We start from the raw sequence: 12,572 nt of genomic DNA on the forward strand, positions 1-12,572 counted from the left end.
TCCTCCGTACTCACCGGGGTAGGCCGAGCAACCGCTCGGCGATGATATTGCGCTGGATCTCGGCCGCACCGCCGTAGATGGAGGACGCGCGGCTGTACAGGTAGTCGTTACGCCACTGCGCGGCATCCGCGCCGCCACCGAAGACGATTTGGTCGCCCAGACCGGCCAGTGCGGCATCGAAAAGGAATTTCTCGGCGGTGGACATCGCGAGTTTGTCCAGCGAGGTGGTCGATCCGACGGGTTCGCCCGCCGACAGCGCGCGCACCGTCCGGCGCGAGAGCAGCCGCAGTGCCATCAGCATTTCGGCGCCTTCCCCGATCACACTGTCGCCGACCGTCGCCGCGCTCGCCGCGGCCAGGTCGTCCAGTCGCGACCGCAACCAGATCTGGCGCTGCCAGGCGGCGGCGCCGCGCTCACCGGCCAGTACGTGCATGGCGACGGACCAGCCGCCGTCCACCGCCCCGAGCAGCCGCGCCTCCGGTATGAAGACGTCGTCGAAATACAGCGAACAGAATTCGTCGTCGCCGTTCATGCTCCGCAGCGGGCTCACCTCGATCCCGTCGGAATCCATGTCCAGCAGGAACGCCGAGATCCCGCGGTGCCCGGAGTCGGGCGCCCCGGTGCGCGCCAGGAGCACGCAGCGGTCGGCGAACTGGGCCCAGCTGGTCCAGACTTTCTCGCCGGATACCCGCCATCCGCCGTCGGTCGCGGTGGCCTTGAGCCGCAGGGCGGCCAGATCGCTGCCCGCCCCGGGTTCCGAGAAACCCTGGCACCAGGTTTCGTCGCCGCGCAGCAGCCGGGGCAGGGCCTCGGCCGCGAGTTCGGGGCGGGCGAACTCGGCCACCGCGGGCCCGAGGACCTCCTGGGTGGCGAACGAGAACGGCGGCGGATAACCGGCCGCGGCCAGTTCCGCACTGATGATGCTGCGCAGGATGGGCCGGCCGCCCAGACCACCGATGTCCACCGGCCAGCCGAGCCGGATCCAGCCTGCGTCGTAGAGCACCCGCTGCAGCAGGCGCAACCGGTCGAAGATCTCGGTCACCTCACCGGCGGGTTCCCGGAACCGTTCCAGCTCCTCGCGATTGCCCTGTACCCAGGCCCGGAATCCGGCACGGACCTCATCCAGCGATGCCGCCGGGTCCGCGATCGGCGCCACGGTGGTCACGAGGCCGCCTCCGCGGTGAGCTGCCGGCCGCCGCCATTCGCCACCGCATCAGTGGCTCCCTCCCCGCCGCACCATTCGGCGAGCACCGCGTCGGTGTCCTCACCCGGCAGCCGCGGCGGTGTCGGCACCCGCGCCGGAGTCCGGCTGAACCGGGGCGCGGGCGCGGGCTGCGCCACCCCGGCGACGGCGACGAAGCCGGACCGCGCCCGGGCGTGATCGGAATCGGCGACCTCCCCCGGCGCGAGTACCGGGGATACGCAGGCGTCGAGCTCGGCGAAGACCTTCGTCCATTCGGCCCGGGTGCGCGTACGGAATACCGCGGTGAAGCGTTCCCGCAGTTCATCCCAGCGTTCGCGGTCCATCTGCGCGGGCAGGAGCGGGTCGGCATCCAGCCCCAGTCCGCCCAGCAGCTCACGATAGAACCGTCGTTCGAGCGCACCGACGGCCATGTATCCACCGTCGGCGGTCTCGTAGGTGTCGTAGAACGGTGCTCCGCTGTCGAGCAGATTGGTACCGCGCTCATCGGACCACTGCCCGTCGGCGCGCACGCCATGGACGAACGCGGTCAGCAATGCGGCGCCGTCGACCATCGCGGCGTCGATCACTTGGCCCCGGCCGGACCGGGTCCGCTCGTGCAATGCCGCGAGAATGCCGACGGCCAGCAGCATCCCGCCACCGCCGAAGTCGCCGACCAAGTTCAACGGCGGCAGTGGACGTTCCCCGCTACGCCCGATCGGTTCCAGCGCCCCGGCCACCGCGATGTAGTTGATGTCATGACCCGCGCGCGGAGCCAGCGGACCCGCCTGCCCGTAACCGGTCATCCGTGCGAAAACTAGTCCGGGATTGTCCGTCAGCAGCAGGTCGGGACCGAGTCCCAGCCGTTCCATCACCCCGGGGCGGAAACCTTCGACCAGCACGTCGGCCTCGGCCGCGAGCCGGCGTACCAGGGCGACGCCCGCGTCGGTCTTGAGGTCGGCGGTCACCGACCGGCGGCCGCGAACCAGCGGATCGTTCGAACGCCGTGGTACGCCCCGCTTCGGCTCCCGGTCCACGGTGACCACATCGGCGCCCAGATCCGACAACATCATGCAGGCGAACGGCGCGGGCGCGGCACTGGCGATCTCCAGTACCCGCACGCCTTCCAGCGGTCCTGTCATGCGACCGGTGCTTCCAGGATGTGCACGGCACAGGCCGAGGCCAGCCCGATCACATGGGTCAATCCGACGCGGGCACCGTCGATCTGCCGGTCGCCGGCCTCGCCGCGCAGGTGGCTGGCCACCTCGTAGAGGTTGGCGATACCGGTCGCGCCGATCGGGTGCCCCTTGGACAGCAAGCCGCCGGAAACATTGACCGGCAGCGTTCCGTCCCGCATCGGGGCACCGGAATCGATGAAATCGCCGGCACCGCCGGGCGCACACAGCCGCAGGTTGTCGTAATGGATGAGTTCGGCGGTGGCGAAGCAGTCGTGCAGCTCCACCAGGTCGAGGTCCTCCGGGCCGATTCCGGCGGCCTCGTAGGCCTGGTCGGCGGCCATCCGGGTGAGGGTGTTGACGTCGGGCTGCACCTGGCCGCTCTCGATCCACGGGTCCGAGGTCATCACCGATGCCGAGACCTTCACCGCCCGGCGGCGCACGTCCGGGTCGAGGGTCTTCAGTTTCGCGTCCGACACCAGGACCACCGCGGCGGCACCGTCACCGGTGGGGCAGCACATCGGCAGCGTATTGGGGTAGCTGATCACCTCGGCGCCCAATACTTCTTCGAGCGAGAATTCCTTTCGGTACTGAGCCAGCGGATTCAGCGTGGAATGCAGATGGTTCTTCACCGCGACCTTGGCGAACTGTTCCGCGGTGACTCCGTGCGCCAGCGCGTACTCGGTGCCGGCCTGGGCGAACACACCGGGCATCAGGCCGGTGCCGAGCAGCCCTTCGGTCTTGACCACCGAGCCGTACCGGCCCTTGGGCGTGAACACCTTCTTCTCACCGGCGCCGCGAGCGGCGCCGCCGAGCATGCCCATCTTGCCCATCTTCTCGACACCCACGGCCAGCGCGATATCGCACTCCCCCGCCTTGATACCCATCATCGCCACCCGTACCGCGGTGGCACCGGTCGCGCAGGCATTGACGACGTTGTAGACCGGGATCCCGGTCTGGCCGATCTGCTTCTGCAGGCGCTGGCCGTTGTGCGAGTTGGCCTCGTACACGTTGCCGAGCGCGAGCAGGCCGACCTCGGCCATGCTCTGACCGGAGTCGGCCAGGGCGTCGAGTGTCGCGGTGGCGGCCAGGTCCAGCAGATCCTGGTCCGGGAACCGGCCGAACTTCGTCATCGCGGTTCCGATGATCCAGACGTTGTCGCTCATCTCAGGCTCCGATCGGCTCGTATCCGAAGGCCACGGCCACCGTGCCCTCGTCGTCGGTTCCGGCCTCGAAGGTGACCAGCCGGACCTTGGTGTGCGGCTGGATGCGGTCCGGATCGGTGATCCCGACCAGGTTCGCCTTGACCACGCCGCCGCCGTCCAGGTCCACCACCACCGAGGTGAACGGCCCGGACTTGGCTCCGCGTTGCACGATCGTGAAGGCCCGTACGACGCCTTCGTTGGACAGCGGACGGGGAGCGAACGTCGTCTGCGAGCACTTCGCGCACGCATTGCGGCGATCGAAGTACAGGGCACCGCAGTTTCCGCATTCCCGAGCCACCAGGTGCGGGTTGTCGCCCAGCACCAGGTAGTCGACAGCGGGCACGGTTTGCGTCATCGAATTCCTCCGACCTCTCCACGGCGGCCAAGAAGGCCGCTAGATAAATGCTATAGTACTAGAGTATTTATAACTCGACAATCTTGGGGTGGAACCCCCGGCCCGGTGACCGGGCACCGACCGAGGAGGCATCGTGACCGATTCCGCGCCTTTCGATCCCAGCGCCGTCGGAGCGCGCTCCAATCCCAAACGGGTCTCGTGGAATGCCCGCGACTGCATGCTCTATGCCCTCGGCGTCGGGGCCGGAGTCGACGATCTCGCCTATACGACGAACAACACCAAGGGCGTCGAACAGCGGATGGTCCCGACCATGCCGGTCACCCTCGGCGTGGACTTCAGCGTGCTGAAGCGCGCCGGAAAGTTCGACTGGGCCAAATTGCTGCACGCCGAACAGCGCGTCGAGATCCTCGCTGATATTCCGGTGGCGGGCGAGGCCGAGGCGGTCACCGAGATCACCGAGATGTGGGACAAGGGCAAAGCCGCGCTGATCGTCGCCCGGACCACCGGCACCGCGCTCGACGGCACCACCCTGTGGCGCAGCTCGGCCGGTCTGTTCATCCGCGGGGTCGGCGGCTGGGGCGGTGAGCGCGGACCAGCCGGCACGGAAGAAGCAGCCGAGCCCACGACCGGGCCCACCAAGACCGTCACCTATACCACCCGCCCGGACCAGGCGCTGATCTACCGGCTCTCCGGCGATTACAACCCGCTGCACTCCGATCCGGCCTTCGCGGCCCGCGCCGGCCTGGACAAACCGATCCTGCACGGGCTGTGCACCTTTGGTTTCGCCGGCCGCGCCGTCCTGGAAGTGGCCGGCCCGGACCGCACCCTCGCCGCCATGTCCGCCCGCTTCGCCGGACCGGTGTGGCCGGGTGACACGCTCGACGTCGATCTGTCCCAGCCCGACGAGCACACGGTCCGCTTCGATATGCGCGGCCGGGACGGCAAAGAGGTCCTCACCGGCGGCGTCGCGACGCTGCGGCGTCGTGACACTACGGCGACACCATGACACCGGGCTGGCAACCGCTGCTCGACCGGGTCGCGGCCGAACGCGATCCGCGTCGACGCGCGAATCTGGAAGTGGTCGCCCGCCACGTCGTCGAGGAGGTGGCCGGCAATATGCCGGCGCTGATGGCGACGCTGGTGGACGATCCGCAGTATCACGTCTGGGGAGCCTCCGACAGTACCGGGCCGTCGGGCCACGACGAGGTGGTCGAGTGGTATCGGCGGCTGCAGGCCGCCGGCCGCAACCGCCTCGATTACCGGATCGTGCGGGTCGTGGTCGACGAATACTGTGTGGTCACCGAGGGCGACTTCCAGTACGCCATCGCCGGCCGCCGGCTGGGCGGGGTCACCTGCACCGAAGCCGGCGAGGAGGTCCGCCCGGACGACTACCATCTGGTCAGCCATCGCGCGACGGTGCTCTGGCCGATAACCCCTGAGGGGCTGATCGAGGGCGAGCACATCTACTCCGGTGAACGGCACCGCGTTCTCCGGCGGCTGGCCGACGGGGAGCTTCCGCATCTCGGCCCACCCGAACGAGCCCGCCTCGATTCCACTGCCCACCCCGAATCACCGGAGAACTAGTGACCGTAAGCACCGAATTACCCACGCCCATCGCCGCATTCCTCGAGGCGATCAACGCCGGTGACGCCACGGCCGCCGGTCGCACGTTCACCGAGGACGTCTCCTACCAGCTGCTCGTACCGTATCCGGCGGTGGTCGGCCGTGCGGCGGCCGTAACGGCACTGCGCGACGCGCTGGGCGAAGCCGACCGGGTGCGCTGGGACGTGGTGAGTTTCGCCGTCGGCGACCGCGTGGCGCATGTAGAACGAATCGACCGATTCTGGTTCGGCGAACGGGAGGCCGCGATCGAGTGCACCGGGGTGTTCGAGCTCAGGGACGGACTGATCGCAGCTGTCCGGGATTACGCCGACCTCGGCACTTGGCGCGAACGCAAGGCCGCCGCACTCGGGCAGTAGCACTGTGCCGGGGTGCTCTGGCAACAGTGATCTACCAGAGCACTCCGGCAGCAGCGACCTGCGAACCGTTCTTCCCGCCGCGCGCCTCGACGGGAACGACGATCACGGTGTCCGCATCTCCGCCAGGCGTTTGCCGATGATCTGCTCGGCGGTGGTGACGATGCTGTCCACCACCTCCCGGCAGGGCAACACCTCGTCGATCAAGCCCTGCGCCTGACCGGCCCACCACAGACCGCCGTCCATATCACCGCCGGCCAGCACTTCGCGACGCCCCCGCTCGCCCGACGCCAGATGAGCGACGTCGTCGAACACCGCACCCGGACGGCGTGAGATCTCGGCGATCTCTTCCGACACCGCATTTCGCGCCACCCGCGCGGTGTTGCGGAATTCCCGGAACACCAGCACGGTCGCCCGCTCGTCGTTGGCCACGATCTGCTGCTTCACGTTCTCGTGCACCGGTGCCTCGGTGGTGGCGACGAACCGCGTGCCCATATTGATCGCGTCGGCGCCGAGAGCCAGCGCGGCGGCCAAGCCGGCACCGTCGGCGAAACCACCCGACGCGATGATCGGGATACTCAGTTTCCGGGCGGCCGCGGGGATCAGCACCAGACCCGGGATATCGTCCTCACCCGGATGACCCGCGCATTCGAAGCCATCGATACTGATCGCGTCCACCCCCAAACGCTCGGCTTTGAGCGCGTGCCGCACCGCAACCGCCTTGTGGATCACCTTCACCCCGGCGGCCTTGAAGGCCGGTAGATGTGGTTCTGGATTGGCGCCGGCGGTCTCCACGATCTTCACACCGCTGTCCACGATCGCGTCGCGGTATTCGTCGTAGGGAACCGGTGTGAGGGTGGGCAGGATGGTCAGGTTGACACCGAACGGCTTGTCGGTCATCTCCCGGACCCGCGCTATCTCCTGCACCAGGGCTTCAGGTGTGGGCTGGGTCAGCGCGGTGAGGAATCCCAGCGCCCCGGCTTCCGCGACCGCGGCGATCAGTTCGGCGCGGCCCACCGCGGTCATCCCGCCGCAGACGATGGGGTGGTCGATTCCGAAGGTTTCGGTGAACCTGGTCTTCAGCACAACAGGTACCTTTCCGGGGCCCGCACAGGCGCAGCCCCGATCGTCAGGCGAAACACAGACCAGCCGATTCGGCGGTGGGTCCCGGCGTATTCACTGAGTGGGGGGTTGAGAGACCAGCCGATGCGCGTGCCGCGGCGACATGATCCAGCCGCACAGGTGGAGATCGGCCTCGAACCGCTCGCCGGCGAGCCACCGGCCGTCGCTCGCGAAATACCCGACCGCCCCGTCGCTGCGGGTGACCTTCACCCGGTCGCCTTCGGTGTCCCGCTCGTAGAGGTCTTTGCTGTACGGGTGGACGATCCCGTTCACTGCTCCACCTCGGTGACGTAGCGGTCCATCAGACGGTGCATCCATTTGAGATTGTTCTCCTGATAGGACGCGAAGGTCACCGTCCGCTTCTTGGCACTCTCCATACCTCGCTGCACTTTTTCCATATTGCCGCAGTCCTGGTCGAGCACGTTGCCGAGAATTCCCAGCGGCGCACTGCTGAACGGGGTGTCGGCGTCCAGCGCGATCTCCGCGGCCGGCGCGGGTCGTTCGCCGACCACCGGCGCGAGCATGATGACCTCCATGATGCACGTCCGGTGGTCGTCCCCGTTGGGACGGAAGCGGTACACGATCTTGTGCACCCCGCCCCACGGCATCAGGTTGGGAAAGACCGTATAGGTGAAGTTGTCGACCAGCTCGGCATCCGACCATTTCTCGACGTCCTCGCCGATCAGGCCACGCCATTTCTCCCGGGTGGTGCGCACGACGTATTCACGCGCGGTTTCCCCGGTCTCGGGGCGCACCGGCAGATCCTCGTCGACGCGTACGTCCATGGTGGAGCGCAGCATCTCCTCGGTACTCGGATCCCACGGCATCATCGGCCCGACGACCTCCGAGGGCGTGATGAATCGCGCGAAGTTCTCGTACACGTCCACCTGGCAGGCACCGAATGCCGCGTACGGGACGGTCTGCGGATGCGTCGCGGGTGCGTGCCAGCACTCCATGAACGCTTCCTGCGCGACCTTCCAGTTGGCGCGGATGATCTTGGAGACGTGGGCCTCCACATAGCGCTCATGGCCATACCACAGCGAGAACTGCTCGACCAGCTCGCCGAGATAGCTCTCCAGCGGTTCGGCGCCGGGGTCGGGATTGATGAACACGAAACCCGCCCAGACCCCGACCCGGCATTGCGGAAGGGCGAACTCGTTCGCGTCGACGTGCTCGAATTCCCAGGGCGCCGGGATCCGCTGCAGTTCGCCGTCCAGATTCCAGGTGATGCCGTGGAACGGGCACCGGATCTCGCTGCATCGGCCGGCGAAATCCTTCAGTTGCCGGCCGCGATGCAGGCAGGAATTCGGATAGGCGCGGATGGTGTCCGGTGCCGAGCGGATAACGATATAGGAGGCCCCGGCTATCTCGTAGACGATGTGGTCGCCGACCTCGGGAATGTGTTCCTCACGGCAGGCGAACTGCCACACCCGGTTCCAGAGCTGTTCCTTCTCGGCCTCGTGGTAATTCCTGGACACATACCGGTCGATCGTGGCCTCGTGGAAGTCGAACTCGCCGGGGGCGGGCTGGAGCAGGTGCTTGGGCACCGTCCTGCGGTCCAGGGCGAGTACGTCCTGGTATGTGACGCGGCGGTCGCCGACGTCGAGGCGTTCACCCATGTCGATCTCCTGGTTCGGGTGGGTCAGAACAGTCCGCGGACCTTGGCGACGACCTTGTCCACAGTCGGGTAGCCGGACAGCGATTTCGAGAACGGCACCGGTGTGAACGCCGCGCCCAGGCGCGTGACAGGCGCCAGCAGTTCGGCGAACAGTTTTTCGTTCAGCCGAGCCGCGATCTCGGCGCCGGGGCCCGCGAACTCGGTGGCCTCGTGCACCACCAGCGCCCGCCGCGTGCGTTCCACCGAGGCCTCGATGGTCGCGAAATCCAGTGGCACCAGCGTACGCAGGTCGATCACATCGGCCTCGACACCCGATTCCGCCAGCGTCTGCGCCGCCTGCAAGCACACCCCGAGCTGGGTGCCATAGGTGATCAGAGTGACGTCGCCGCCGGAGCGAACGGTGTTGGCCACTCCGAACGGTATCTTGTGCACCCCGGCGGGCACCGGTTCCTTCACGCTGTAGAGCAATCCCGAGTGCTGAATGAGCAGGCTCGGGTCCGGCGCTTCGAGGGCTGTCGCGATGAGTCCCTTGGCGTCCGATGGGGTAGCCGGGTAGAGCACGTTGATGCCGGGAGTGTGCATGAACCACGCCTCCAGCGACTGCGCGTGCTGGGCGCCGAAGTGGCTGCTGCCGATCGTGGTCGTCACGGTGATCGGGGCGGGCGTGGTCCCGCCGGTCATATACCGGAACTTCGCGGCGTGGTTGAGGATCTGGTCCATCGCCAGGGTGATGAAATCGAAGAACATGATCTCGGCGACGGGGCGGTAGCCACCCAGCGCCAGGCCCACCGCGGCACCGGCGATCGCCTGCTCCGAAATCGGGGTCGCCCGGACCCGCTGTTCACCGAACTTGGTGGACAGGCCCTTGCTCGTCTTGAACACCCCGCCGATCGGATCGGCGACATCCTCACCGAGCACGACGATCCGGTCGTTGCGCTCCATGGCCAGATGGAACGCCGAGTTGAGGGCGGCCGCCATGGTCATCGTGGGGTTCCCGGACTCCTCCGGGGTGGCGTTGGACTTCGGGTCAGTCATTGTGCAGGCTCCTCACCCAGCTGTCGTCGGCGAAGACGTCGGTGTAGATATCGGACGCGGCGGGCAGTTCACACCCCGCGGCGTAGCTGAAGGCGTCGTCCACGGTGGCGCGGGCCTGCACCTCGATCTCGTCCAGTTGTGCTGCTGCCATATGCCCGTGTTCGAGCAGCCAGGTGCGGAAAGTCGGGGCCGGATCACGTTGCATGGCGGCCTTCAGCTCGTCCTCGGGGACGTAGCTGAAGTCCGCGGTGCCGGTGTGCCCGGTCAGCCGGTAGTGGCGGAACTCGAGGAAGGACGGGCCCTCGCCGGCCCTCGCCCGGGCGACCGCGGCCGCGAGCGCTTCGCGGGCCGCGAGGGGATCGAAACCGTCCACCGTCTCCGCGGGCACGTTGTAGACCGTGGCCCGCGCGGCCAGGTCGGTATTCGCCGCGTAGCGCGCGATCGGGGTGTGTTCGCCCCACTGGTTGTTCTGGCAGACGAAGACGAGGGGAAGCTGCCACAGTCCGGCGAAGTTCATCGCCTCGTGCCAGGCCCCGATCGAGGTGGCGCCGTCACCGAATGTCACCACGGTCGCGGTGCCGTCGTCGTCGAGCTGCGCGGCCATCGCCAGGCCGGCCGCGATCGGCAGGCCGGATCCGACAATGCCGGTGGTCGCGCTGAATCCGAGAGCGGGATCCTGCAGGTGCATGGGCCCGCCTTTACCGCGGGAGAGCCCGGCCCGGCGGCCGTACAGTTCGGCCATGATCGAGCGCAGGGAGACGCCCTTGGCCAGCGCGTCACCAAGGTTCCGGTAGGTGGAGACCAGCCGGTCACGCGGCCCCAGCACCTCGCCCAGTGCAGCGCATACCGCTTCCATACCGCGAATGGGGTAGAAAGCGGCTTGCAGACGACCGGCCTTGGATTCGGCCACCGACTTCTGGTCGGCCAGTGCCGTCACGCACATGAGCGTGTACATCCGGCGGTAGGCCTCGGCATCGAGCCCCTTGGTCGCGGTGCCGGCCGCGCCGCTGACGGTGGTCATGCTCCGAGTTCCTCTCGAGTAGGGACGCCGGCGGCCCGGCGGGCCGCCTCCGCACCGGCGATCCGGCCGAATCCACAGGCGTTTGCCAGTGAATTCCCGCTGCCGATATACGTTTTGATGATTCCGCCGGTGCACTCCCCGGCCGCGAACAGGCCGCCGATCGGTGCCCCGTCCTCCCCCACCACCCGGGCGTGGTCGTCGATGCGCAGGCCGCAGGCGGTCAGGTTGATCGTCAGCGGCCGCACCTCGATGCCGTAGAACGGTGGCGTCGCGAGCGGCAGCAGGAACTTACCGGCCTTGCCGTGGTCCCGGTCGCTGCCCTCGGCCGCGAACCGGTTGTAACGGGCGATCTCGCCGGTGAGCCCGTGCGGGTCCACACCGAGCGCGCCGGCCAGTTCGGCGAGCGAGCCCGCCCGATGTACCCGGTCCCCGCCGTCGCGGAGATGGGTGTCGATGATGTCGGCGTTGTAGTTCTTGGTGCGGAAGGGCGGGTGGTTGGGCCATACCTGCTTGTAGGCGTCTCGATACCGGGGAGCGATCTCGGCGGGCGGGCGCAGGGCCGCCTCGTCGAACACCACGAACGCCCGGTCTCCGTGTGCACGCACCACTTGGTCCAGCAGACCGTAAGGGGCGGTCTCGTCGACCAGGCGTCGCCCGTGCGGACCGACCAGGACCATCCAGCCCGGCAGAAACGCTTCGTTGAGCCGGGCGAGCCCGGGGTCGAGTGTGCGCAGACCACGATCGAATCCGGTGATCTGAGCACCAACGGCATCGGCAAAGGCGAAGTGATCGCCACGCGCGGAGTCTGCGCCGATGTACCAGCTCCAGCCCGGAACCCACGCGGAGGGGAAATACTGCCGCAGCAGTTCCGGCGCGGCCCCGAACCCTCCGGTCGCGACCACCACCGCGTCCGCGGTGAGCGTCTCGCCGGCGGATTCTATGCCGACGACCTCGCCACCGGAGACGACCAGCTGTGCCACCCGGCGTCCGAACGCGAACTCGATACCGGCGGCACGGGCCGCCGAGTAGAGCGCGTCCACCAAGCTCTGCCCGCCGCCGTCGACGCAGTGCGAGCGGGCCTGTCGTTCGTCACCACCGAAGATCAGCCGATCGAAGAACCGGACACCGTGGTCGGCCAGCCAGTCGATGGTCGCACCGGTCCGCAACGCCCAGCGGCGCACCGGCCCCGCCGTCACATCCCAGCCGTTCAGTGCCAGGTACTCGTGGACCAGATCCTCCGGTTCGTCCTCGATCCCCGCCGCGCGTTGCGCCCGGCTGCCGCTGCCCATGATCACCCCGCCGGCGAGCCGGCTCGATCCACCTGGCTGCCCTTCGGCCTCCACCACCAGCACCGATCGGGCGCCGTCCTCGGTTGCTGCCACGGCGGCGCAGAGCCCTGCGGCTCCCGAGCCGATCACGATGACATCGAAATCACTCATTCGGTCAGCTGGTCCTCTCTCCGACGTGCACCGGCCACGGCGACGGTCAGGTGCAGGGTGTCGTTCACACAGATCACGCTCCGGACGCCGGTCCGGGAGGCGCGGAAGCGGGTGATCGACCCGCTCTCCGGCAGCGGCACGACCGCCGTGCGCACTCCGAGGACCTGCGCCGCCAGCGCGCGGGCACATTCCGATTCGCACAGCACGAGGACGTGGCCGCCCGGGTTGTCGGCGATCAGCGGATCGAGCAGGACGGTCTCGACGACCTCGGCCGGTACCCCGGAAACCTCGTGCACACCCACCTGCCCGGCGATGGTGCGCTGTATCCGCAGGCCGGTCCATTCCGTATCCGCGAGTCGCTCGAAAGCCTTCCGGAACGGACCGGGCGGGCCGCCGTCACGGCCGACCACGACCACCGTTATCTCCATCTTCGCTCCTCAGACTCA

General features: G+C 68.1%; 14 protein-coding genes. 3 read left to right on the plus strand and 11 right to left on the minus strand.

All coding sequences use genetic code 11. From position 1 onward, the window contains the following. Nucleotides 1-10: 10 nt before the first annotated feature. Genes ACT86A_RS17165 through ACT86A_RS17180 form a run of 4 tightly spaced genes read right to left on the minus strand, consistent with a single transcriptional unit; the run spans nt 11 to nt 3,915 of the window. On the minus strand, nt 11-1,165 hold the full coding sequence (locus ACT86A_RS17165; protein WP_445093144.1) for an acyl-CoA dehydrogenase family protein: 1,155 nt from the start codon (nt 1,163-1,165) through the stop codon (nt 11-13). Then, nucleotides 1,162-2,322 (minus strand): CaiB/BaiF CoA transferase family protein, encoded by a 1,161-nt coding sequence (locus ACT86A_RS17170; RefSeq protein ID WP_445093145.1) that lies wholly within the window; start codon nt 2,320-2,322, stop codon nt 1,162-1,164. The genes ACT86A_RS17165 and ACT86A_RS17170 overlap by 4 nt, the downstream gene beginning before the upstream one ends. Next, the gene (locus ACT86A_RS17175) at nt 2,319-3,521 is read right to left on the minus strand and encodes a thiolase family protein (protein ID WP_445093146.1); all 1,203 of its coding nucleotides are present in this window, start codon (nt 3,519-3,521) and stop codon (nt 2,319-2,321) included. Before ACT86A_RS17175 ends, ACT86A_RS17170 begins: the two co-directional genes overlap by 4 nt. Before the next feature lies 1 nt (nt 3,522). Beyond that, nucleotides 3,523-3,915: a Zn-ribbon domain-containing OB-fold protein gene (locus ACT86A_RS17180; protein ID WP_445093147.1), complete on the minus strand. Its 393-nt coding sequence runs from the start codon at nt 3,913-3,915 to the stop codon at nt 3,523-3,525. 133 nt (nt 3,916-4,048) lie between these two features. Between ACT86A_RS17180 and ACT86A_RS17185 the strand changes: the two genes are divergently transcribed. The 3 genes from ACT86A_RS17185 to ACT86A_RS17195 are packed head-to-tail and all read left to right on the plus strand — an operon-like array spanning nt 4,049 to nt 5,894. After that, the gene (locus tag ACT86A_RS17185) at nt 4,049-4,921 is read left to right on the plus strand and encodes a MaoC/PaaZ C-terminal domain-containing protein (RefSeq protein ID WP_445093148.1); all 873 of its coding nucleotides are present in this window, start codon (nt 4,049-4,051) and stop codon (nt 4,919-4,921) included. Continuing rightward, entirely contained in the window at nt 4,918-5,499 is a 582-nt protein-coding gene (locus ACT86A_RS17190; RefSeq protein WP_445093149.1) for a nuclear transport factor 2 family protein, read from the plus strand. Before ACT86A_RS17185 ends, ACT86A_RS17190 begins: the two co-directional genes overlap by 4 nt. Next, a complete protein-coding gene (locus ACT86A_RS17195; RefSeq protein WP_445093150.1) occupies nt 5,499-5,894 on the plus strand; it encodes a nuclear transport factor 2 family protein in 396 nt (131 codons plus the stop codon). The genes ACT86A_RS17190 and ACT86A_RS17195 overlap by 1 nt, the downstream gene beginning before the upstream one ends. A 102-nt stretch (nt 5,895-5,996) precedes the next feature. On the opposite strand, the gene ACT86A_RS17200 is transcribed toward ACT86A_RS17195, so the two are convergent. The 7 genes from ACT86A_RS17200 to ACT86A_RS17230 form a co-directional block, all read right to left on the minus strand. Then, on the minus strand, nt 5,997-6,977 hold the full coding sequence (locus ACT86A_RS17200; protein WP_445093151.1) for an NAD(P)H-dependent flavin oxidoreductase: 981 nt from the start codon (nt 6,975-6,977) through the stop codon (nt 5,997-5,999). 90 nt (nt 6,978-7,067) lie between these two features. Beyond that, nucleotides 7,068-7,286, minus strand: a complete 219-nt coding sequence (locus ACT86A_RS17205; protein WP_445093152.1) for a hypothetical protein — start codon at nt 7,284-7,286, stop codon at nt 7,068-7,070. Next, entirely contained in the window at nt 7,283-8,632 is a 1,350-nt protein-coding gene (locus ACT86A_RS17210) for an aromatic ring-hydroxylating oxygenase subunit alpha (protein WP_445093153.1), read from the minus strand. Before ACT86A_RS17210 ends, ACT86A_RS17205 begins: the two co-directional genes overlap by 4 nt. Nucleotides 8,633-8,655: 23 nt before the next feature. Then, on the minus strand, nt 8,656-9,666 hold the full coding sequence (locus ACT86A_RS17215; protein WP_445093154.1) for an alpha-ketoacid dehydrogenase subunit beta: 1,011 nt from the start codon (nt 9,664-9,666) through the stop codon (nt 8,656-8,658). Then, nucleotides 9,659-10,687 (minus strand): thiamine pyrophosphate-dependent dehydrogenase E1 component subunit alpha, encoded by a 1,029-nt coding sequence (locus ACT86A_RS17220; protein ID WP_445093155.1) that lies wholly within the window; start codon nt 10,685-10,687, stop codon nt 9,659-9,661. Before ACT86A_RS17220 ends, ACT86A_RS17215 begins: the two co-directional genes overlap by 8 nt. After that, complete coding sequence (locus ACT86A_RS17225; protein ID WP_445093156.1) at nt 10,684-12,126, minus strand: FAD-dependent oxidoreductase; 1,443 nt, start codon at nt 12,124-12,126, stop codon at nt 10,684-10,686. Before ACT86A_RS17225 ends, ACT86A_RS17220 begins: the two co-directional genes overlap by 4 nt. Beyond that, nucleotides 12,123-12,554: a hypothetical protein gene (locus ACT86A_RS17230; RefSeq protein WP_445093157.1), complete on the minus strand. Its 432-nt coding sequence runs from the start codon at nt 12,552-12,554 to the stop codon at nt 12,123-12,125. The genes ACT86A_RS17225 and ACT86A_RS17230 overlap by 4 nt, the downstream gene beginning before the upstream one ends. Nucleotides 12,555-12,572: the final 18 nt, after the last annotated feature.

It is taken from the genome of Nocardia glycosmidis, from assembly GCF_052545115.1.